At 61.2% G+C, this 19,000-nt stretch carries 18 protein-coding genes; 10 read left to right on the top strand and 8 right to left on the bottom strand.

The window, feature by feature from the left end; all coding sequences use genetic code 11:
• Positions 1-15 precede the first annotated feature (15 nt).
• Positions 16-1,218 carry an anthrax toxin-like adenylyl cyclase domain-containing protein gene (locus tag BFP90_RS10690; protein ID WP_083203215.1) on the bottom strand — a complete coding sequence of 401 codons (1,203 nt, stop codon included), beginning with the start codon at positions 1,216-1,218 and terminating at the stop codon, positions 16-18.
• Positions 1,219-1,425: 207 nt separating this feature from the next.
• Here BFP90_RS10690 and BFP90_RS10685 point away from each other — a divergent pair, with 207 nt between their 5' ends.
• Positions 1,426-2,049, top strand: coding sequence for an HAD family hydrolase (locus BFP90_RS10685; protein WP_065896639.1), 624 nt, complete (start codon positions 1,426-1,428; stop codon positions 2,047-2,049).
• Here the strand turns inward: BFP90_RS10685 and BFP90_RS10680 are convergent.
• Positions 2,046-2,951, bottom strand: coding sequence for a LysR family transcriptional regulator (locus BFP90_RS10680; RefSeq protein WP_065896638.1), 906 nt, complete (start codon positions 2,949-2,951; stop codon positions 2,046-2,048). The two genes, BFP90_RS10685 and BFP90_RS10680, sit on opposite strands and share 4 nt — an antisense overlap.
• 101 nt (positions 2,952-3,052) lie before the next feature.
• Between BFP90_RS10680 and BFP90_RS10675 the strand changes: the two genes are divergently transcribed.
• A complete protein-coding gene (locus tag BFP90_RS10675) occupies positions 3,053-4,222 on the top strand; it encodes an aspartate aminotransferase family protein (protein ID WP_065896637.1) in 1,170 nt (389 codons plus the stop codon).
• A gap of 168 nt (positions 4,223-4,390) precedes the next feature.
• Here BFP90_RS10675 and punR read toward each other — a convergent pair whose 3' ends face one another.
• Positions 4,391-5,299 (bottom strand): DNA-binding transcriptional activator PunR, encoded by a 909-nt coding sequence (gene punR / locus BFP90_RS10670; protein WP_065896636.1) that lies wholly within the window; start codon positions 5,297-5,299, stop codon positions 4,391-4,393.
• Positions 5,300-5,421: 122 nt separating this feature from the next.
• Here punR and punC point away from each other — a divergent pair, with 122 nt between their 5' ends.
• Both punC and BFP90_RS10660 read left to right on the top strand, forming a co-directional pair.
• Positions 5,422-6,606 carry a purine nucleoside transporter PunC gene (punC, locus tag BFP90_RS10665; protein ID WP_065896635.1) on the top strand — a complete coding sequence of 395 codons (1,185 nt, stop codon included), beginning with the start codon at positions 5,422-5,424 and terminating at the stop codon, positions 6,604-6,606.
• Positions 6,607-6,867: 261 nt separating this feature from the next.
• Positions 6,868-8,370, top strand: a complete 1,503-nt coding sequence (locus tag BFP90_RS10660) for a nucleobase:cation symporter-2 family protein (RefSeq protein WP_065896634.1) — start codon at positions 6,868-6,870, stop codon at positions 8,368-8,370.
• A 96-nt stretch (positions 8,371-8,466) separates the two neighbouring features.
• On the opposite strand, the gene BFP90_RS10655 is transcribed toward BFP90_RS10660, so the two are convergent.
• Positions 8,467-9,399: a proline iminopeptidase-family hydrolase gene (locus tag BFP90_RS10655; protein WP_065893568.1), complete on the bottom strand. Its 933-nt coding sequence runs from the start codon at positions 9,397-9,399 to the stop codon at positions 8,467-8,469.
• Positions 9,400-9,491: 92 nt separating this feature from the next.
• Positions 9,492-10,256 carry a LuxR family transcriptional regulator gene (locus BFP90_RS10650; RefSeq protein WP_065886397.1) on the bottom strand — a complete coding sequence of 255 codons (765 nt, stop codon included), beginning with the start codon at positions 10,254-10,256 and terminating at the stop codon, positions 9,492-9,494.
• A gap of 182 nt (positions 10,257-10,438) precedes the next feature.
• Here BFP90_RS10650 and BFP90_RS10645 point away from each other — a divergent pair, with 182 nt between their 5' ends.
• Genes BFP90_RS10645 through BFP90_RS10620 form a run of 6 tightly spaced genes read left to right on the top strand, consistent with a single transcriptional unit; the run spans position 10,439 to position 16,596 of the window.
• Positions 10,439-11,326 (top strand): proline iminopeptidase-family hydrolase, encoded by an 888-nt coding sequence (locus BFP90_RS10645; RefSeq protein WP_065896633.1) that lies wholly within the window; start codon positions 10,439-10,441, stop codon positions 11,324-11,326.
• A gap of 3 nt (positions 11,327-11,329) precedes the next feature.
• Positions 11,330-12,277, top strand: coding sequence for an ABC transporter permease (locus tag BFP90_RS10640; protein WP_065893571.1), 948 nt, complete (start codon positions 11,330-11,332; stop codon positions 12,275-12,277).
• A complete protein-coding gene (locus tag BFP90_RS10635) occupies positions 12,274-13,131 on the top strand; it encodes an ABC transporter permease (RefSeq protein ID WP_065896632.1) in 858 nt (285 codons plus the stop codon). The genes BFP90_RS10640 and BFP90_RS10635 overlap by 4 nt, the downstream gene beginning before the upstream one ends.
• Positions 13,128-14,084: an ABC transporter ATP-binding protein gene (locus BFP90_RS10630; RefSeq protein ID WP_065896631.1), complete on the top strand. Its 957-nt coding sequence runs from the start codon at positions 13,128-13,130 to the stop codon at positions 14,082-14,084. The genes BFP90_RS10635 and BFP90_RS10630 overlap by 4 nt, the downstream gene beginning before the upstream one ends.
• The gene (locus BFP90_RS10625) at positions 14,081-15,100 is read left to right on the top strand and encodes an ABC transporter ATP-binding protein (RefSeq protein ID WP_065896630.1); all 1,020 of its coding nucleotides are present in this window, start codon (positions 14,081-14,083) and stop codon (positions 15,098-15,100) included. The genes BFP90_RS10630 and BFP90_RS10625 overlap by 4 nt, the downstream gene beginning before the upstream one ends.
• Entirely contained in the window at positions 15,082-16,596 is a 1,515-nt protein-coding gene (locus tag BFP90_RS10620) for an ABC transporter substrate-binding protein (RefSeq protein ID WP_065886403.1), read from the top strand. Before BFP90_RS10625 ends, BFP90_RS10620 begins: the two co-directional genes overlap by 19 nt.
• Before the next feature lie 140 nt (positions 16,597-16,736).
• Here BFP90_RS10620 and BFP90_RS10615 read toward each other — a convergent pair whose 3' ends face one another.
• The 3 genes from BFP90_RS10615 to ubiG form a co-directional block, all read right to left on the bottom strand.
• Positions 16,737-17,477 (bottom strand): YciK family oxidoreductase, encoded by a 741-nt coding sequence (locus BFP90_RS10615; RefSeq protein ID WP_065896629.1) that lies wholly within the window; start codon positions 17,475-17,477, stop codon positions 16,737-16,739.
• A gap of 148 nt (positions 17,478-17,625) precedes the next feature.
• On the bottom strand, positions 17,626-18,297 hold the full coding sequence (gene mupP / locus BFP90_RS10610; protein WP_065886405.1) for an N-acetylmuramic acid 6-phosphate phosphatase MupP: 672 nt from the start codon (positions 18,295-18,297) through the stop codon (positions 17,626-17,628).
• Positions 18,298-18,301: 4 nt separating this feature from the next.
• Positions 18,302-19,000 (bottom strand): bifunctional 2-polyprenyl-6-hydroxyphenol methylase/3-demethylubiquinol 3-O-methyltransferase UbiG, encoded by a 699-nt coding sequence (gene ubiG, locus BFP90_RS10605; protein WP_003189760.1) that lies wholly within the window; start codon positions 18,998-19,000, stop codon positions 18,302-18,304.

Below are 19,000 nucleotides of genomic sequence, written 5' to 3'. Positions count from 1 at the left end.
TGGATCACAAAGTGATCAGGCTGCTGTTCGCCCGAGTTTGAGTTGAATAAGGTTTTGCGCGCGGATGAAGTCAGGCCGTCGCACCTCGACCACTTCTTTCTCCCAGAGTGGATTCAACGGCAAATGATAGCCGCTGTCCTTGGCGGTGTTAATGAATTCGGCCATTTCCCGAGCGTTACAGATGATGCTGATTTCATCGAATCTGCCCAGTTTCGCCGGCAGGAAAAAGGTCACCGGGTAATTTGCGCTCACGTCCGTGAACGGGTTGCCTGAATCCGCACTGTGGTGAACCACTGGCTCCGCATCACCCACCAGTTTGCGGTTGATGATGTTTATCATCTGCTGCAGTCGCGCAGTTGCATTGCCGAGATGGGGATCTTCTTTCTGATAGAAACTGTCCGCGCTTTTAAAGTCCGCGTGCAGTTCTTGCGGTACCTTTTTGTACCCACTGATTCGTTCCTTGAACACGCTGTGCGCGACACCCGATACGGGGAGCTTATCCTGGGCCCCGAAGTCACTCAGGTGCGGCGCGACCATATGCAGATCGTAGTCGGCGGTCAAAGGCTTGCCCTCTGCCTGCTTGGCCAGCACTTCAAGCGGCTTGTCCTGGTGGGTGATCAGATAGGTGTCGGCGGCGGGCGAAGCGCAACGGGCTTGAAACGTATAGCGTTGCCCGCTCGGCCCTTGGGCGCTGAGGTGCAGCGTACCGTTGGCGTCTTTTGCAGACAGCTCAGTGATAGCGCCCAGCTTCACCAATTCGTTAAGGCGGCCGCGCGAGAGTTTCAGCGGGATCGGGACTGCATGGCCTTGCGCGACACAATCCAGGATCTGCACGTTGGCGCCAGCGACTTTTTCCGGCGTGCCCTCCAGCTTGCTGAAGGCCTGGTCGATACAGATCAGACCGGCCTGCGGCCCCCAGTTGGCACTTTTGCTCTTGATGTGAAAATCCTTGGTGGGGTGTCCGGCTTCTATCAGTCCGGTAGCCACGGACTCGACTGGGCGTATGCCGATGATGGAGTTGGTGGTCGCCGCGATCTGTTGCAAGGGTTCTATGTGGCTTGAAACTATTCCTGTTTGCTCTTTTACCCGCTCGATCAGGGGGGTGTGCAGGCTGTCGGATTTTCCGGCACCTGCGTTTTTCTGAAGGGACTGTTTGCGGTGCAAGGCTTCCATGCTGAGTGCGGAGGGTGATGTAACACTGAGAGTTCTGGTTTTCATCGGAATACCTCTACGTCACGTCTAGCGGCAGTGCGGGATGATTCCGTTCAGTCACTGTTCTCCTTGATAGGGCTGACAGTAAAAGAGATTGGCTCCTTACGCAGAGGTTTGGTGAATTTTCAGAACGATCCTACGCGTGCTTGCCTTCTGCTGCGGGTCCTGCGCATGCCAGACTGCCCCACTCATTGTGCAAACGAGAGCAAACCCATGACGATCCGGGCGGTAGTGTTTGATTTCGGTGGCGTGTTGTTTGACTGGAGCCCGCAGCATCTGTATCGCAAGCTGATTGCCGACGAGCAGGAACGGCAATGGTTTCTCGAGAATATCTGCACCCAGGCCTGGAACACCGAGCAGGATGCCGGCCGAACCCTGGTTGAAGGCACCCGCAGCCTGATTGCCCAACATCCTGAACACCGGGCCTTGATCGAGGCTTACTACGCGCGCTGGCACGAAATGTTGCGTGGTGCGTTGCCGGAAGGGGTTGCGATTCTCACCGCGTTGCATCAGGCCAATATGCCGTTGTTCGGGCTGACCAACTGGTCGGCGCAAACCTTTCCCTATGCCCTTGAACGCTACCCGTTCCTGCAATTGTTCCGCGATATCGTCGTCTCCGGCCAATTGAAACTGATCAAGCCGGACCCGGCGATCTACCAGGCCAGTCTTACGCGGATCCGTGCCCATCTGCCGGACATCCAGCCCAATGAGGTGGTGTTCATTGATGATGTCGTCGGCAATGTCGACGCGGCCATCGCCCTTGGCTGGCAGGGCATCCACCACGTGTCGGCCGAGCGCACCGCCGCGCATCTGCGTGAACGGGGCGTGGCGTTCTAGCGCGCCCATTTCTCCATGACAAAATCGACGAAGGCCCGCAGCTTGGGCAGGCGATAACGGTCCTGGCGATACAGCAGGTGCATGGGCCGGCTGGGCAGTTTGTAGCCGGTCAGCAAGGCGACCAGCTTGCCGCTCTCCAGGTCCGGTTGCACCAGGGCATCCGCCAGCATGATGATGCCCATGCCGTTTACCGCCGCCTGGCGCAAGCCCTGGGAGCTGTTGATGGTCAATGAGCCGGCCACCGGCACCTCTACCTCGCCCGCGTCCCCGGTCATGCGCCACAGTTTGTCGGTGTCGCGCCAGTTGTCGGTGGCAGGGTAGGCGAAGGCCAGGCAGTCGTGTTGCTGCAGGTCAGCCGGAGTCTGCGGCGTGCCACGCCGCGCCAGGTACGCAGGGGACGCGCAGAGGGTGAGGGTGTAGGCCTGCAGGGGCCTGGCGATCACGCTGGAGGTTTCCAGTTCGCCGAGACGGATCGCCACGTCGAAGCCGCTGTCGACCAGGTCCATCCGCTCATTGCTCAGCACCACGTACAGGTCGATCAGCGGGTAGCGCTGGGAAAACTCGCTCAAGGCCGGCACGAGACGTTCGGTGCCGAACACGGGCGGGGCGGTGATACGCAGGCTGCCTTTGGGGGCTTCGCTGTGAATCTGCTCCGCCAGCAGCTCGGAGTCGGCCACCAGCCCCAGCACTTCCAGACAGCGCTGATAATACTGCCCGCCAAATTCGGTAAGGTTCTGTTTGCGGGTGGTGCGTTTGAGCAAACTGACGCCCAGTCGTTGCTCCAGCGCCCGCAGATGGTTGCCGACCATGGTGGTCGACATCCCGCACTCGTGCGCGGCGGCGGTCATGCTGCCGGTCTCGACGACTTTCACGTACACCGACATGGCCTGGAACAGATCCATTATCAAGTCCTGGTTTAAAGTAATTGCAGTAATTCGCAGTTTATCCAGCTGTGGTGGCTAACGATACTTAAACACCACAACGATGCACTGGAGCCCGCCCCATGACTGCCGCCTGCCTGATGAGCACCTATCAACCCTTGGCCTTGAGTTTTACCCGTGGCTTGGGCACCCGTCTGTGGGATCAGCATGGCCGCGAATACCTGGACGCGGTTGCGGGCGTGGCCGTGACCAATGTCGGCCATTCCCATCCGCGGCTGGTAACGGCCATCAGCGAGCAGGCCGGCCTGCTGTTGCACACCTCCAACCTCTACAGCATTGACTGGCAACAGCGTCTGGCCAGGCGCCTGACCCAGCTGTCCGGGCTGGACCGCGCGTTCTTCAACAATTCAGGCGCTGAAGCCAATGAAGCAGCGCTGAAACTGGCACGACTGCATGGCTGGAAAAAAGGCATTGAGCAACCCCTGGTGGTGGTGATGGAGAACGCTTTCCACGGGCGCACGCTGGGCACCATGGCCGCCAGCGACGGGCCGTCGGTACGCCTTGGGTTTCAACGTTTGCCGGGGGATTTTCTGAAGGTGGGTTTTGGCGATCTGGACGCACTGGAACGTATCACCCAACACTGTGGCGCGCGTATCGCCGCCGTGCTGCTGGAGCCGATCCAGGGCGAAAGCGGTGTATTACCGGCACCGCCCGGCTATCTGAAAGCGCTGCGTGATCACTGCACGCGCCACGGCTGGCTGATGATGCTCGATGAAATACAGACCGGCATTGGCCGTACGGGGGCCTGGTTTGCCTTTCAGCACGAGGGCATTGTCCCCGACGTGATGACCCTGGCCAAAGGCCTCGGCAACGGCATACCGATCGGCGCCTGCCTGGCCCGCGCCGGCGTCGCCGAATTGTTCACGCCGGGCAGCCATGGCAGCACCTTTGGCGGCAACCCGCTGGCGTGCCGTGTCGCTTGCACCGTGCTGGATATTATTCACGAGCAAGGCTTGTTGCAGAACGCTGCACGCCAGGGCGAACACCTGCTGGATCGCTTGCGCATCGAGCTGGATGGGCATCTGCAAGTGCGGGCGATTCGTGGCAAAGGCCTGATGATCGGGATTGAACTGGCCAGCCCTTATCGCGACCTTGCACACCGTGCCGCCCAGGAGCACGGGCTGTTGATCAACGTCACGCGGGGCAAGATCATTCGCCTGTTGCCGCCGCTGACCCTTGACGCCAGGGAAGTCGAGATGATCGTTCGAGCCATCACCCGACTGCTGGACTGAAAGGCAATCAAAATGTGGGAGGGGCAAGCCTTAATACCGTCTGTAGGAGCGAGCTTGCTCGCGAAAAACGTCAACGATAACGCGTGCTTTCTGAATGAACGCGGTGCCGGTAAGTTTCTCGCGAGCAAGAGCTAGGCGCTCCCCTCCCTCAGAATTCTGTGCCGCTTTTCAGATTCCATTCAACCACTCCTGATTCAGGGTCTCGGTATCCCCCAGGTACTCCAGCAACCACGCCATGGCCGGCGACAGTTTGTTCTGCGCCCAGGCCACGCAGGATGGGCTGGCCGGGAAGGGGCGGTGCAGTTGCAGCGCCACCAGCTCGCCGCGCTCGACCCACGGCAGCACCTGATGCGCCGGGGCCATGCCGACGCACAAACCGTCGCGCAAGCAATCGAGCGCCGAGGACCAGTTGGGCACCACCAGGCGGCGCTGGTTATCCAGGGTCCAGGTGTCACGCTTGGGCAGGTTGCGCGAGGTGTCGGTCATGCACAGTGAGGCAAAGGGGCGCAGTTGATCATCACTGAGCAGGCCGCTGACCGCTGCCAGGGGATGTTTGGCGCTGACCACGCACAACCAGTTCAACAAGCCCATGTCACGAAAGCTGAAGTGGCTGGCCACCGGCACCGCGCTGGTGGCGCCGATCACAATGTCGGTGCGCTCGTCCGCCAGCGCATCCCACACGCCGTTGTACACCTCGTACTCCAGCAGTAATTCCACGTCGGGAAACTGTCGATAGAAGTCCAGCACCAGTTGCCGACAGCGGTGCGGCTTGACGATGGAATCCACCGCCACCTTCAATTGGCCGCTCCAGCCATTGGCCACTTGCTGGCACAGGCGCCGGGTGCCGAGCATTTTTTTCATCACCCCGCGGGCTTCGTCGATAAACAGGCGGCCGGCGGGCGTCAGCTCCACGTCACGGTGGCGCCGTACAAACAGCGGCACGGCCAGCCACTCTTCGAGCTGACGCACCGTGTAACTGATGGCCGACGGCACGCGATGCAGTTCCTGGGCGGCGGCGCTGAAACTGCCGTGGCGTGCAACGGCATCGACCACATCCAGGGAGTATTCGGACCACATGGCAGTTGCCTTCAAAATTATTGATAAGACTATTCAATTATTATCGCTTCACAGGAAAACTGCCAGCTTCATAATGGGCGCGAGTCAGCAAATAGTTTGATGGCAGGATCGACAAGGCTTCAATGAAAAATTCTTTTGGTTTCACGTGGTATCTGGCGGGGCTGAGCATGCTCGGTTATCTCGCCATGGACATGTATTTGCCGGCGTTTGGCGCCATGGGCGAGCAGTTGCAGATTGGCGCCGGGGCCGTGGGCGCCAGCTTGAGCATTTTCCTTGCCGGTTTTGCGCTGGGGCAGTTGCTGTGGGGGCCACTGTCCGACCGGCTCGGGCGCAAGCCGGTCCTGCTCATGGGGTTGAGCCTGTTTGTGCTGGGGTGCCTGGGTATGTTCTGGGTGCAGACGGCGCCGCAGCTCTGGGCATTGCGCTTTATGCAGGCGATCGGTGTGTGCTCTGCCGCCGTGAGTTGGCAAGCGCTGGTGATTGATCGTTACCCGGCGGACAAGGCTCACCGCGTGTTCGCCAGCATCATGCCGCTGATGTCGCTGTCGCCGGCGTTGGCGCCGTTGTTGGGCGCGATGGTGTTGAATCACTTTGGCTGGCAGGCGATTTTTGGCGTGTTGCTGGGTGTGTCGCTGCTTCTGCTGTTGCCGACAGTGTTCCTGCGCGCCGCACCGAAGCGTCAAACGCACCACCCCGTGCGCCTTGGCTATGCACAGCTGCTCACTTCACGGGTATTTACCGGCAACGTCATGATATTTGCCGCCTGCTCCGCCAGTTTCTTTGCCTGGCTGACTGCTTCGCCCTTCATCCTCGGTGGCATGGGCTACACCCCGAGTGACATCGGCCTCAGTTACGTGCTGCCCACCCTGGCCTTTCTCGTCGGCGGCTACAGTTGCCGCAGCGCCTTGCAGCGCTTGCCGGGCAAAACCTTGCTACCGTGGTTGCTCGCCTTCTATTGCCTGAGCATGGTGGCGTTGTACCTGGTTGCAACGTTGACAGTGCCGACCCTCACCACCTTGCTGATTCCGTTCTGCCTGATGGCGCTGTGCAACGGGGCCAGTTACCCGATTGTGGTGGCGAATGCACTGATGCCGTTCTCGGAAAATTCCGGCAAGGCGGCCGCTCTGCAAAATACCCTGCAATTGGGCTTGTGCTTTCTCGCCAGTCTGTTGGTGTCATCAATGATCGAGCAGCCGCTGTTGATCACGGTGATTGTGATGCTGGCGACCGCACCGGTGGCGGTGCTGGGTTACTGGCTGGCGCGGCCGAAGGCGCAGTGCTCTGAGCTGGCAACTGATCTGAAGTGAAAGTGTGGGAGGGGGCTTGCCCCCGATAGCAGTGGATCGGCCAGCACATTTGGCGCTGATATACCGCGATCGGGGGCAAGCCCCCTCCCACATTTGGATTGAGTTTTTTCAGCTTGAACGCGTTCTGGCTCATGACGGCTGGATTGTTTTTGTAACGCCTCGGCAGGCTATCTTGTCTGAATGATTGTATACAACTCTATGGACATACAGTCTTAACATTGCATACAGTGAGCGCACAACAAAAACAGAGATGCGCTCACCATGACTATCCCGAAGGCGTCACCGCAGCGGCCCGAAGATGAAAATCTGGGGGTCGCCGCCAATATGGCCTACGGCCTGCAGCATGTGCTCACCATGTATGGCGGCATCGTTGCCGTACCGTTGATCGTCGGCCAGGCAGCCGGGTTGTCGCCAGCGGATATCGGCCTGTTGATCGCCGCGTCGTTGTTTGCCGGTGGCCTGGCCACGTTGCTGCAAACCCTTGGCTTGCCGTTCTTCGGCTGCCAGTTGCCGCTGGTGCAGGGCGTGTCGTTCGCCGGTGTGGCGACCATGGTGGCGATCGTTGGCAGCGACGGGGCAGGGGGCGTGCCGGCGATTCTCGGCGCGGTGATGGCCGCGTCGTTGATCGGTTTGTTGATCACCCCGGTGTTTTCGCGCATTACCCGGTTTTTCCCGCCGCTGGTGACCGGTATCGTCATTACCACCATCGGCCTGACCCTGATGCCCGTGGCGGCGCGCTGGGCCATGGGCGGCAACAGTCGCGCGGCGGATTTCGGCAGCATGTCGAATATCGGCCTGGCTGCGCTGACACTGGTGCTGGTGTTGCTGCTGAGCAAAATCGGCAGCGCGGCGATCTCGCGCCTGTCGATTCTGCTGGCGATGGTGATCGGCACGGCGATCGCGGTGTTCCTGGGCATGGCCGACTTCTCCGGCGTGACCCAGGGGCCCATGTTCGGCTTTCCCACGCCGTTCCATTTCGGCATGCCGACCTTTCATGTGGCGGCGATCATTTCCATGTGCATTGTGGTGATGGTGACGCTGGTGGAAACCTCGGCGGACATTCTGGCGGTGGGCGAGATCATCGACACCAAGGTCGACTCCAAACGCCTGGGCAACGGCCTGCGCGCCGACATGCTGTCGAGCCTGTTCGCGCCGATCTTCGGTTCATTCACGCAGAGTGCGTTCGCCCAGAACGTCGGCCTGGTGGCGGTGACCGGGGTGAAAAGCCGGTTCGTGGTGGCAACCGGCGGGGTGTTCCTGGTGGTGCTTGGCCTGCTGCCGTTCATGGGCCGGGTGATTGCCGCAGTGCCTACCTCGGTACTTGGCGGTGCCGGCATTGTGTTGTTCGGCACGGTGGCGGCCAGCGGTATTCGCACCTTGTCCAAGGTGGATTACCGCAACAACATGAACCTGATCATCGTCGCCACGAGTATCGGTTTCGGCATGATTCCTATCGCCGCGCCCAGCTTCTACGACCAGTTTCCCAGCTGGTTCGCGACCATTTTCCATTCGGGCATCAGCTCGTCGGCGATCATGGCGATCTTGCTCAACCTGACGTTCAACCACTTCACCGCCGGTAACTCCGACCAGCAGTCGGTATTCGTGGCGGGGACTGAGCGCAGTTTGTGCTTTCGCGATGTGGCGGCATTGCGCGACGGTGACTACTACCGGGGCGGCAAGCTGTTCGATGCCGAAGGCAAGGAGATTCCTTTGGTGGCGGATACCTTGAGGAAAACCGCCAAACCTGAAACCACTGAGGTCTGAATGTGGGAGGGGGCTTGCCCCCGATGGCGGTGTATCAGTCAAAACTCCAGTGGCTGACACACCGCTATCGGGGGCAAGCCCCCTCCCACATTGGAATTAGCCAGCCTTGAGGGCTTGGTGCGGCATTGAACATACTTCATCCAAGAACTTCACCACCGTCCCCATGCACGCCTGGCGTTCTTCCACGTGGGGCATGTGGCTGGAGTCTTCGAACAGCGCCCAACGCACGTCCGGGATTTCGTCCAGGAACGGCTTGACCACCAGCGGCGTGGCCTCGTCGTGCCGGCCGGAGATCACCAGGGTCGGCACGTTGATCGCAGACAAGCGACCGATCACGTTCCAGTCCTTCAAGCTGCCGATGACATGGAACTCCGTCGGGCCGCTCATGGCGTGATACACCGTCGGGTCGGCATCGACCTGGGCGAAGGTGCGCGCGACTTCTTCCGGCCACGGGTTGACCCGGCACACGTGCTGGTCGTAGAAAATCCGCGAGGCGGCCTGGTATTCCGGGTCCTGGTAGGTACCGGCGGCTTCATGCTTGAGCAGGGTTTCATGCACACCTTCGGGCAACAGCTTGCGCAGTCGATTGGCCTCGCTGACCCAGGTGCGCATGCACGTCGGTGAGTTGGCCGGGATAAAGGCGCGCAGGCCCTTGGGCTGCAGAATCGCATGTTCGCTGCCGAGCATGCCGCCCCAGGATTGCCCGAGGATCGCGTAGTTGTCGCTGATGTGCAGGTGGTCGAGCAGGTTGTTCAATTCGTCGAGGAATAGCTCGACGGTCCAGAACGAAGCCGGTTTTTCCGGCAAGTGCGTCGAGCGACCATTGCCCAACTGGTCGTAGTGAATCACCGCGTGGCCGCTGGCGGCGACATCCTTGAACGCGTCGACGTAATCGTGGGTGCAGCCGGGGCCGCCATGGATGATCACCAGTGGTGTGCGGCCAGTGGACAGCTCGCCCGTGATGCGATACCACGTCTGATAAGCGCCGAAGGGGGCGTAGCCTTCGCGGACTTTGTCGATGAATTCCATTTCGTACCCTGCTCTGAAAAAAGGATCATGGCTACGATAGTCTGCACGCGACGTTTAGGTAACTAGCAAAACAGCTAGGTTTTAGATAAGGATCAATCGTCCAGCAACCGGTAGTGCGTGGCGCGCACCACCGCCTGCACGCGGTTCTTGGCGCCCAACTTGTGCATGGCCGATGCCAGGTGCAGGGTCACCACCGCCAGCGAACGGGTCAATTGCGTGGCGATCTCGGCCGCAGTCAAGCCTTCGGCCGCCCATTTCAGGCACTCGCGCTCGCGCTTGGTCAGATGGATATGCGGGTAGGTGCGCACTGCTTTGTTGAACAAAGGATAAGCCGCCTCCTGTAACGCGTGGCCGATCACGCTGAAGTCCGACAAGGTTTGCTGCGCATCTTTCAATACCGCGCTCGCCTTACCGGTGCGCAGCCCGGTCAGTGAAGCGAAGCCACCGCGGGGCAGGTGGATCGGCACGCTGACGCCGCAGGTCAACTGTTGTTCGTGTAGGTAGGAGCAAACGGGTGCATGGCAGGGGTCGATGATCGTTTGCAGTGCAGTCTCGGCCTTTGCCTCATACGACCAGACAAACGGCGATACGCTGCGCAAGGCCAGGTGTTGCACCGGATCGATCTGGTAGAACCCTTCGCTGCACCACAAGGCGTGCCAGTCGGTCGGCGTGTTGCGCAGTTGCAGCACCGAGGGCGTGATCAGCACCCCGTTGAGGTCGATGGGCACCGGCGTGTAGTCGTACACCAGCGCATCGAAACCCAGCTGTTGGGCGAGGATAAACGTATTGTCTATCTGCTCGTCCAGGCTCCTGCCCGGCATCAGGCGATTATTGAAGGCAGTTAGCCTGGCCAGCATCCGTTCTGCTCCCGAATTCATTTGAATCTCGACTTGCTGCAAGTAGAATGCCACGCCCCGGCGAAGGACTGCCAGGCCAAACCTATAAGAAACGCTAGGTTATGGACGCGCGGCATCCTCGGTAGTGTTGACGTACAAACGGCCACTACCTGCCAGGCCGATACAACACAAGGAATGTATGCATGTGGCGTGAAATTGCCCCCGACCAGCAGTACAACGTGCAAGTCGACGGCCATAATCTCGTGGTCTACAGCTTTGGCGAAGGCGATGAGGTGCTGCTGTGCCTCAACGGCGGGCCGGGCCTGCCGTGTGACTATTTGCGCGACGCCCATGGCTGGCTCAAAGACCATAACCTGCGAGTGGTTGCATTCGACCAGCTTGGCACGGGCGCATCAGCCAGACCGAGCGATGTTTCCCTGTGGGAAATCCGCCGTTATGTCGAAGAAGTCGAGACCGTGCGCCAGGCACTGGGCCTGGGCCCTGTGCATCTGCTCGGGCATTCCTGGGGCGGTTGGCTGGGTATCGAGTACGCCATCCATTACCCCGATGCGCTGAAAAGCCTGATCCTCGAAAACACGGTCGGCGATATTCCCCACCTGTCACGGGAACTTGAACGCCTGCGCGGCGCCCTTGGCAGCGAAACCGTGGCCATGATGCAGCGCCATGAAGCCATGGGCACGCTCGATCACCCGCAGTATCAAGCCGCCATCACCTTGCTCAACTATCGTCACGTGTGCCGCCTGGACGAATGGCCGGAGCCGGTAAAACGCTCCCTCGGCGACTGGAACATGGGGCCTTACGAAACCATGCAGGGGCCCAACGAATTCCTGTATATCGGCAACCTCAAGGACTGGAACCGCATTCCTGAAATGGCCACGTTCAAGATGCCGATCCTGATCACCACCGGCCAGCACGACGAACTCACGCCGGCCTGTGCCCTGCGCATGAAGATGGCGGCCCGGCACGCCGAACTGCACGTATTTCCCAACAGCAGCCATATGCCGTTCTACGAAGAACCCGAGGCGTATTTTCCGGTGCTGCTGGACTTTCTCGCCCGCCACCGAGGCTGACGAATGAACCTCGCGCGTTACCGCTTTGTACTGTCCCGGCCCCTGCAATTGTTGCCAGTGCTATTGGGCATCAGCCTGATCACCTTTGTGCTGGTGCGTTCGATCCCGGGCGATCCGGCGCGCGCGCTGCTGGGTTCGCGCAGCACGCCCGACGCGTTGCTGAAAATCCGCGCCCAGTACGGCCTCGATGAACCGTTGTGGCTGCAATATTTCTACTTCCTGAAGAACCTGCTCAAGGGCGATCTCGGCCAATCGCTGCTGTACAAGGTCGACGCCCTGAAGCTGATCGTCACGCGTATCGAACCGACGCTGGTGCTGGTGCTCGGCAGTGTGCTGCTGGCGCTGTTGATCGCTGTCCCGCTGGCGACACTGGCGGCGCGCAATAAAGGCGGTTGGCCAGACAACCTGATCCGCGTATTCACCACAGTCGGCCTGGGCATGCCGGCGTTCTGGCTGGGCCTGATGCTGATCCTGTTGCTGAGTGTGCAGTGGGGCTTGTTTCCGGTGTCCGGTTACGGTCGCACCTGGCTGGACAAGGCCCATCATATGGTCCTGCCGTGTCTGACCATTGCCCTGGCGCTGTCGGCAGTGCTGGTGCGCAATTTGCGCGCGAGCATGTTGGTGGAACTGCAGGCCGATCATGTCACCGCAGCGCGGGCGCGGGGGCTGTCGGAAGCCGCCGTGTTCCGCCGCCATGTCGTGCCCAACTCCCTGGTGCCGGCCGTCAACCTGCTGGCTGTGAATATCGGCTGGCTGATCAGCGGCACGGTGGTCATCGAAAGCCTGTTCGCCATTCCCGGCATCGGCCAGTTGCTGGTGCGCGGTATTTTTACCCGCGACTACATGGTGGTACAGGGCGTGGCGATGGTGCTGGCCTGTGCGACGGTGGTGGTCAACTTCATCGCCGACGTGGTCACGGTGGCCCTCGACCCACGGGTGAAAATGCAATGAACAGCCGCCCATTGATAGCGCCCTGGCGTTTGCGCCTGCGCCTGGGTTTTCGCAACGGCCGGCTGACCGCCGCGTGGGGCCTGTTGATACTGCTCACGTGGCTGACCCTGGCGCTGTTCGCGCCGTGGATCGCGCCCTACGACCCGATTGCGCAGAACACCGATATGAGTCTGCTGGCGCCCGGTGCTGCGCACCTGTTCGGCACCGATAACTACGGTCGCGACGTGCTGTCGCGGGTGATCTGGGGTGCGCGCATCGACCTGCAACTGGCGATTGTCGGGGTGATCTTTCCGTTCATGATCGGCACCTTCATCGGTGCAATCTCCGGTTATATCGGCGGGCGCCTGGACAGCGTGTGCATGCGCGTGATCGATGTGGTCCTGGCGTTCCCGTTTCTGGTGTTGATGCTGGCGATCATGGCCATTCTCGGGCCTGGGCTGCAGAGCTTTTACATCGCTATGGCGCTGGTGGGCTGGGTCTCTTATGCGCGGTTGATCCGCTCGCAGATCCTGGTGCTCAAGGAGAGTGATTTTGCCCTGGCCGCCAGGAGCCTGGGGTTTGGTCATGGGCGTATTCTGTTCCGGCATTTGCTGCCCAATGCCATGTTTGGCTCGATCGTGTTTTCCATGTCCGACGCGGTGCTGGTGCTGCTCAACGGCGCCGCGGTGAGCTACCTGGGCCTGGGCGTGCAGCCACCGACCGCCGAATGGGGCACGATGGTCGCCGAGGGCCAGGCCTTTATCACCACCGCCTGGTGGATCTGCACCTTCCCGGGCGTGGCCATCGTGACCCTGGCCATGGGCTTCAGCCTGCTGGCCGATGGTGTGGCGCAAGTCCTGGGGGATCGTTCATGAGCCTGCTGCAAGTGCGCGACCTCAGCGTGATCGCCGATAACGGCGGGCATGCGCTGACCCTGGTCGACCGCGTGTCCTTCGACCTGGCCGAGGGTGAAATCCTCGGATTGGTCGGTGAAAGCGGTTCGGGCAAGACCCTGGCCTGTCGCGGCCTGATGCGCCTGCTGCCATCGCCCAACCTGCGCGTGCAGGGCGGCACGGTACACCTGGCCGGCCAGGACCTGCTGCGCCTGGATGAAGCCGGCATGCGCGCCGTCCGTGGCGGGCAGTTGGGCATGATCTTCCAGAACCCCAGCAGCCATCTGGACCCGTTGATGCGTATCGGTGAGCAGATCGCCGAAGGCATCCGCCTGCATCAAGGCGCCTCGAAGAAAGACGCGCGCCAGCAGGCCATCGACGTGCTGCGCCAAGTGGGCATTCCCGACCCGCAGGCCCGTGTCGACAACTATCCCCATGAGTTTTCCGGCGGCATGCGCCAGCGCGCGATGATTGCGGTAGCCCTGGGGTGCAACCCGAAGGTGCTGATCGCCGACGAACCCACCACGGCCCTGGATGTGACGGTGCAGGCGCAAATCCTGCGGTTGTTGCTCGACCTTCGCGACAGGCGTGGCCTGTCGATCATCATGATCACCCACGACCTCGGCGTGGTCGCGCAAAGCTGCGACTCCATCGCGGTGATGTACGCCGGGCGCCTGTGCGAACACGGCAGCAAATACGAACTGCTGGCCCAGCCACGGCACCCGTACACCGCCGGCCTGATCGATTGCCAGCCGGCCCACAGCAGCGGCCATGCGTTGTTGCGCACCATCCCTGGCCAGCCGCCGCTGCTCGACGCATTGCCGGGCGGTTGCCGCTTCAACCCGCGCTGCCCGCAGGTCGGCGCCCTGTGTACCGAACTGTTGCCGGAAGGCGCGCGAGTTGCCTGTCACTATCCCCTCGGAGGGCGCCCATGAGCCTGTTGCAGATCAAGGACCTGGAGGTCCGCTTTGCCGCATCCGGCGGTGGCCTGTTCGGGTTGAGCAAGCAGTGGGTGAGGGCGGTGAACGGGGTGTCGCTGAATCTGGCCGCCGGTGAAACCCTCGGGCTGGTGGGCGAGTCCGGCAGCGGTAAAAGCACGTTGGGCCGGGCAGTTTTGCACCTCAACCCGATCAGCGCCGGGCAAGTGCTGTTCGACGGTGTCGACATGGCCCGGGGCAGCGCCATCGATATTGCGCGCTTGCGCCGGGAAACCGCGATGATCTTCCAGGACCCCTACGCCGCCCTGAACCCGCGTCACAGCATCGGTGAAACCCTCGCCGAAGTGTTGCGCGTGCAGCGCAAGGTCGCGCCGCAAAACATCCGCGCCCGTGTCGATGAACTGCTCGAGCTGGTTGGCCTGCGCCCTGAACTGGCCTCGCGCAAACCCGGCTCCCTCAGCGGCGGCCAATGCCAGCGCGTGGGCATCGCCCGGGCGCTGGCGGTGGAACCACGCTTGATCGTCGCCGACGAATGCGTGGCGGCGCTGGATGTGTCGATTCAGGGCCAGATCATCAATCTGCTGTTGGAACTGCAACAGCGCATGAACCTGGCGATCCTGTTTATCGCCCATGACCTGGCCATCGTGCGGCGCTTGTGCGACCGCGTGGCGGTGATGTACTTGGGCAAGATCGTCGAGGAGGGGCCGGTGGAAGCGGTGTTCACTGCGCCGCGCCATCCCTATACGGCGGCGTTGATCGAGGCGATTCCGCAGATTGACCCCCATCGTCCGTTGCCTGCGCAGCCGTTGCCCGGCGAGCCACCCAGCCCGCTGAATTTGCCCACAGGTTGCGCGTTTCACCCGCGCTGCCGCTATGCCCAGGCCATGTGTTCCGTGGTGTTGCCGCCCACCCATTCAGTGCATGAGCATCGGTACAGTTGCGTGCTTGAACACCCTTTGCCCCTTCCTGCCCATCATGAACAAGGAGTTATGACATGCAATCGCGCCATTTGAAATTACTCGCCGCCGCCACGCTGACCGCCTGGTCCCTCACTGCCGGCCTGGCCCAGGCTGCTGGCGTACTGACCATCGGTTGCCGTGAAGACAGCACCACCTTTGACCCGATCAAAAGCGCGCAGAACCGCGATACCTGGGTATTTGCCAACGTCTACGACACCCTGGTGCGAGTGGACAACCTGGGCACCAAGATGGAACCGGGCCTGGCGCAAAGCTGGGAGATTTCCAAGGACGGCCTGACCTACACCTTCACACTGCGCGACGCCAAGTTCTCCGACGGCTCGCCGATCACCGCCAGCGACGCGGCGTTCAGCCTGTTGCGCATCCGCGATAACAAGGCCTCTCTGTGGAGCGACCCGTTCAGCCTGATCGACACCGCCAAGGCCCGCGATGGGAAAACCCTGGTCGTGACCCTGAAAACCCCGGCGGTGGCGTTTCTCTCGCAATTGGCGTCGCCAACGGTGTCGATCCTGTCGGAAAAAGCCATGACGACAATGGGTGAAGACGCCTACTCGGAAAACCCGGTGACCTCCGGCGCCTTCACCGTGGACGAATGGCGCAAGGGCGACCGCGTGATCCTGAAGAAGAACCCGAACTTCTGGCAGGCCGGCAACGTCAGCCTGGACGGGGTGGAGTGGGTGTCGGTCACGGACGACAACACACGCATGCGCATGGTGCAGAACAACGAGCTGGACACGGCGATCTTCGTACCCTTCTCCCGGGTTGAAGAGCTGAAGAAAGACCCGAACGTGGTGATCCATGCCGACCCGTCCACCCGCGAAGATCACCTGCTGATCAACCACGCGCACGGCCTGTTGGCCAAGCCAGAAGTGCGTGAAGCGCTGGACATGGCCATCGATAAACAATCGCTGGTGAAGACCGCCACTTACGGACAAGGCACCGTGGCCTATTCCTACATCCCGAAAGGCTCGCTCTATCACTACGCCAATAACCTGCAACGCCCGTATGACCCGACTGCGGCGAAAAAGCTGCTGGCCGATGCAGGCGCCAAGGACCTGAAGCTCAACTACGTGGTCAACGCCGGCAACGAAGCGGACGAGCAGATTGCGGTGATCATCAAGGATCAACTGGCCAAGGTCGGCGTCACCGCCAACCTGCAAAAGGTCGACCCGACCCAGAGCTGGCAGATGCTGGTGGACGGTGAGTACGATATTTCGGTGATGTACTGGACCAACGACATCCTCGACCCGGACCAGAAGACCACTTTCGTGCTGGGTCATGACACCAACCAGAACTACATGACCCGTTACCAGAACGACAAGGTCAAGGCCCTGGTGGCGCAGGCGCGCATCGAGGCCGACCCGGCCAAGCGTGAACAGATGTACGTGGAGTTGCAGAAACTGGCGAAACAGGACGTGAACTGGATCGATCTGTACTACAGCCCGTACATCAATATCTCACGCAAGAATGTGAGCAACTTCCTGCAAAACCCGCTGGGCCGCTTCACGCTTGAGGAAGTGGTGAAAAACTAAGTTCGAGAGAACACCACAATACAAAATGTGGGAGGGGGCTTGCCCCCGATAGCGGTCTGTCAGCCAACAGATTCATGGGCTGATCCACCGCAATCGGGGGCAAGCCCCCTCCCACATTTTGCTTCAGGTTGTGTCAGGGGTTATTGCGCATCAAATGCCTGCCCATTGATCACTGCACTGTCCGGCCCCATCAGGTACAGGTACACCGGCATGATTTCTTCCGGCGCCGGCCGTTCCATCGGGTTTTCCCCTGGGTAGGCCTGGGCTCGCATGCTGGTGCGCGTACCGCCCGGGTTGATGCTGTTGGCGCGCACGGCGGCGACGTCTTCCAGCTCGTCGGCCAGGGTCTGCATCAAGCCTTCAGTGGCAAACTTCGACACTCCGTAAGCGCCCCAATACGCGCGGCCCTTGCGCCCGACGCTGCTGGACGTGAACACCACCGACGCATCCGTGGACAGCTTGAGCAACGGCAGCAGGGTGCTGGTCAGCATGAACATCGCGTTGACGTTGACGTGCATCACTCGCATGAAGTGCTCGCCGGACAATTGTTCGATGGGCGTGCGCGGTCCGATGATCGAGGCGTTGTGCAGCAGGCCGTCGAGGCGGCCGAATGCCTTTTCGATCATTGCTGCCAGCTCATCGTATTGATGGGGCAGGGCGGTCTCCAGGTTGAACGGGATCACCACCGGTTGCGGCTGGCCGGCGGCTTCGATTTCGTCATACACCTGGGCCAGGTTGGCCTCGGTCTTGCCCAGCAGCAGCACGGTAGCACCGTGGGCGGCGTAGGTTTTCGCCGCAGCCGCGCCGATCCCGCGGCCGGCACCGGTGACCAGGATCACCCGGCCTTTGAGCAGTTCTGGAGGGGCGGAATAATCAAACATACATAACCTCACATTCGAAAACGCCGAAGATCAACTGTGGGAGGGGGCTTGCCCCGATAGCGGTGGATCAGTCAACAAATGCAGTGACTGACACACTGCAATCGGGAGCAAGCCCCCTCCCATATTGGATCTTCATCGATCAGTTAAATCAGCAACTGCACACCGCGCTATCCAGCACCTTGCGCAGCTCCAATGGGTGGTCCACCACCACATCCGCCCCCCAGTGACGCGGATTGTCGTCCGGATGGATATAGCCGTAGGTAACTGCCGCCGTCCGGGTGCCGGCATCGCGACCGGATTCGATATCACGCAAATCGTCGCCCACGAACAACACGCTGGCCGGGTCGAGGTCGAGCATCTTGCACGCCAGGATCATCGGCTCCGGGTCCGGCTTGCTGTTCTTTACGTGGTCCGGACAGATCAGCACGGCCGAGCGTTCGGCCAGGCCCAGTTGCTGCATGATCGGCTCGGCAAAGCGCAGCGGCTTGTTGGTGACCACGCCCCAGACCAGCTTGGCTTTCTCGATGTCTTCCAGCAGCTCGGCCATACCGTCGAACAATTTGCTGTGCACCGCGCAGTCCTTGAGGTAGCGCTCGAGGAATTCCTGGCGCAGCGCTTCGAAACCTGGCGACTCCGGGTCCATCGAGAACGTCACGGCGACCATCGCCTTCGCGCCACCGGAGATTTCATCGCGGATGTGCTGGTCGTTGACCGGCGGCAGGCCACGGTCGGCGCGCATGGCCTGGCAGATGGCGATAAAGTCCGGCGCGGTGTCCAGCAGGGTACCGTCCATGTCGAAGAGAACCGCTCGCAACTTCACAGGCTTACTCCTCGCGCAGGGTCTGGATCATGTAGTTGACGTCAACGTCGTTGGCCAGCTTGTAGTGCTTGGTCAGCGGGTTGTAGGTCAGGCCGATGATGTCCTTGACGGTTAGCCCCGCCTGGCGGCTCCACGCGCCCAGCTCGGAGGGGCGGATGAATTTCTTGAAGTCATGGGTGCCGCGCGGCAGCAGCTTCATGATGTATTCGGCGCCGATGATCGCGAACAGATAAGCCTTGGGGTTGCGGTTGATGGTGGAGAAGAACACCTGGCCGCCGGGCTTGACCATGCGGAAGCAGGCGCGGATCACCGAAGACGGGTCCGGCACGTGTTCGAGCATTTCAAGGCAGGTGACCACGTCGAACTGTTCGGGCATTTCCTCGGCCAGGGCTTCGGCGGTGATCTGGCGGTATTCCACGCTTACGCCGGATTCCAGCTGGTGCAGCTGGGCCACGGCCAGCGGTGCCTCGCCCATGTCGATGCCCATGACGGTGGCGCCGCGCTGGGCCATGGCTTCACTGAGGATGCCACCGCCGCAACCGACGTCCAGCACCTTTTTGCCGGCCAGGTTGACGCGTTCGTCAATCCAGTTGACCCGCAGTGGGTTGATGTCATGCAGCGGCTTGAACTCGCTCTCACGGTCCCACCAGCGGTGGGCCAGGGCTTCGAATTTGGCGATTTCGGCGTGGTCGACGTTGCTCAT

The sequence above is a fragment of the Pseudomonas sp. 24 E 13 genome, assembly GCF_900004715.1.
Classification (GTDB): Bacteria; Pseudomonadota; Gammaproteobacteria; order Pseudomonadales; family Pseudomonadaceae; genus Aquipseudomonas; species Aquipseudomonas orientalis_A.
This window is presented reverse-complemented; position numbering and strand designations above follow the sequence as displayed.

Excerpts from the sequence above, each read along its gene's own strand:
- BFP90_RS10625 (WP_065896630.1), top strand. The coding sequence starts at position 14,081 with ATGAGCCTGTTGCAGATCAAGGACCTGGAGGTCCGCTTTGCCGCATCC.
- BFP90_RS10685 (WP_065896639.1), top strand. The coding sequence starts at position 1,426 with ATGACGATCCGGGCGGTAGTGTTTGATTTCGGTGGCGTGTTGTTTGAC.
- BFP90_RS10675 (WP_065896637.1), top strand. The coding sequence starts at position 3,053 with ATGACTGCCGCCTGCCTGATGAGCACCTATCAACCCTTGGCCTTGAGT.
- BFP90_RS10655 (WP_065893568.1), bottom strand. The coding sequence starts at position 9,399 with ATGGAATTCATCGACAAAGTCCGCGAAGGCTACGCCCCCTTCGGCGCT.
- BFP90_RS10615 (WP_065896629.1), bottom strand. The coding sequence starts at position 17,477 with ATGTTTGATTATTCCGCCCCTCCAGAACTGCTCAAAGGCCGGGTGATC.
- BFP90_RS10660 (WP_065896634.1), top strand. The coding sequence starts at position 6,868 with ATGACTATCCCGAAGGCGTCACCGCAGCGGCCCGAAGATGAAAATCTG.
- BFP90_RS10635 (WP_065896632.1), top strand. The coding sequence starts at position 12,274 with ATGAACAGCCGCCCATTGATAGCGCCCTGGCGTTTGCGCCTGCGCCTG.
- BFP90_RS10650 (WP_065886397.1), bottom strand. The coding sequence starts at position 10,256 with ATGCTGGCCAGGCTAACTGCCTTCAATAATCGCCTGATGCCGGGCAGG.
- punR (WP_065896636.1), bottom strand. The coding sequence starts at position 5,299 with ATGTGGTCCGAATACTCCCTGGATGTGGTCGATGCCGTTGCACGCCAC.
- BFP90_RS10680 (WP_065896638.1), bottom strand. The coding sequence starts at position 2,951 with ATGGATCTGTTCCAGGCCATGTCGGTGTACGTGAAAGTCGTCGAGACC.
- BFP90_RS10630 (WP_065896631.1), top strand. The coding sequence starts at position 13,128 with ATGAGCCTGCTGCAAGTGCGCGACCTCAGCGTGATCGCCGATAACGGC.
- BFP90_RS10690 (WP_083203215.1), bottom strand. The coding sequence starts at position 1,218 with ATGAAAACCAGAACTCTCAGTGTTACATCACCCTCCGCACTCAGCATG.
- BFP90_RS10620 (WP_065886403.1), top strand. The coding sequence starts at position 15,082 with ATGCAATCGCGCCATTTGAAATTACTCGCCGCCGCCACGCTGACCGCC.
- punC (WP_065896635.1), top strand. The coding sequence starts at position 5,422 with ATGAAAAATTCTTTTGGTTTCACGTGGTATCTGGCGGGGCTGAGCATG.
- BFP90_RS10640 (WP_065893571.1), top strand. The coding sequence starts at position 11,330 with ATGAACCTCGCGCGTTACCGCTTTGTACTGTCCCGGCCCCTGCAATTG.
- ubiG (WP_003189760.1), bottom strand. The coding sequence starts at position 19,000 with ATGAGCAACGTCGACCACGCCGAAATCGCCAAATTCGAAGCCCTGGCC.
- BFP90_RS10645 (WP_065896633.1), top strand. The coding sequence starts at position 10,439 with ATGTGGCGTGAAATTGCCCCCGACCAGCAGTACAACGTGCAAGTCGAC.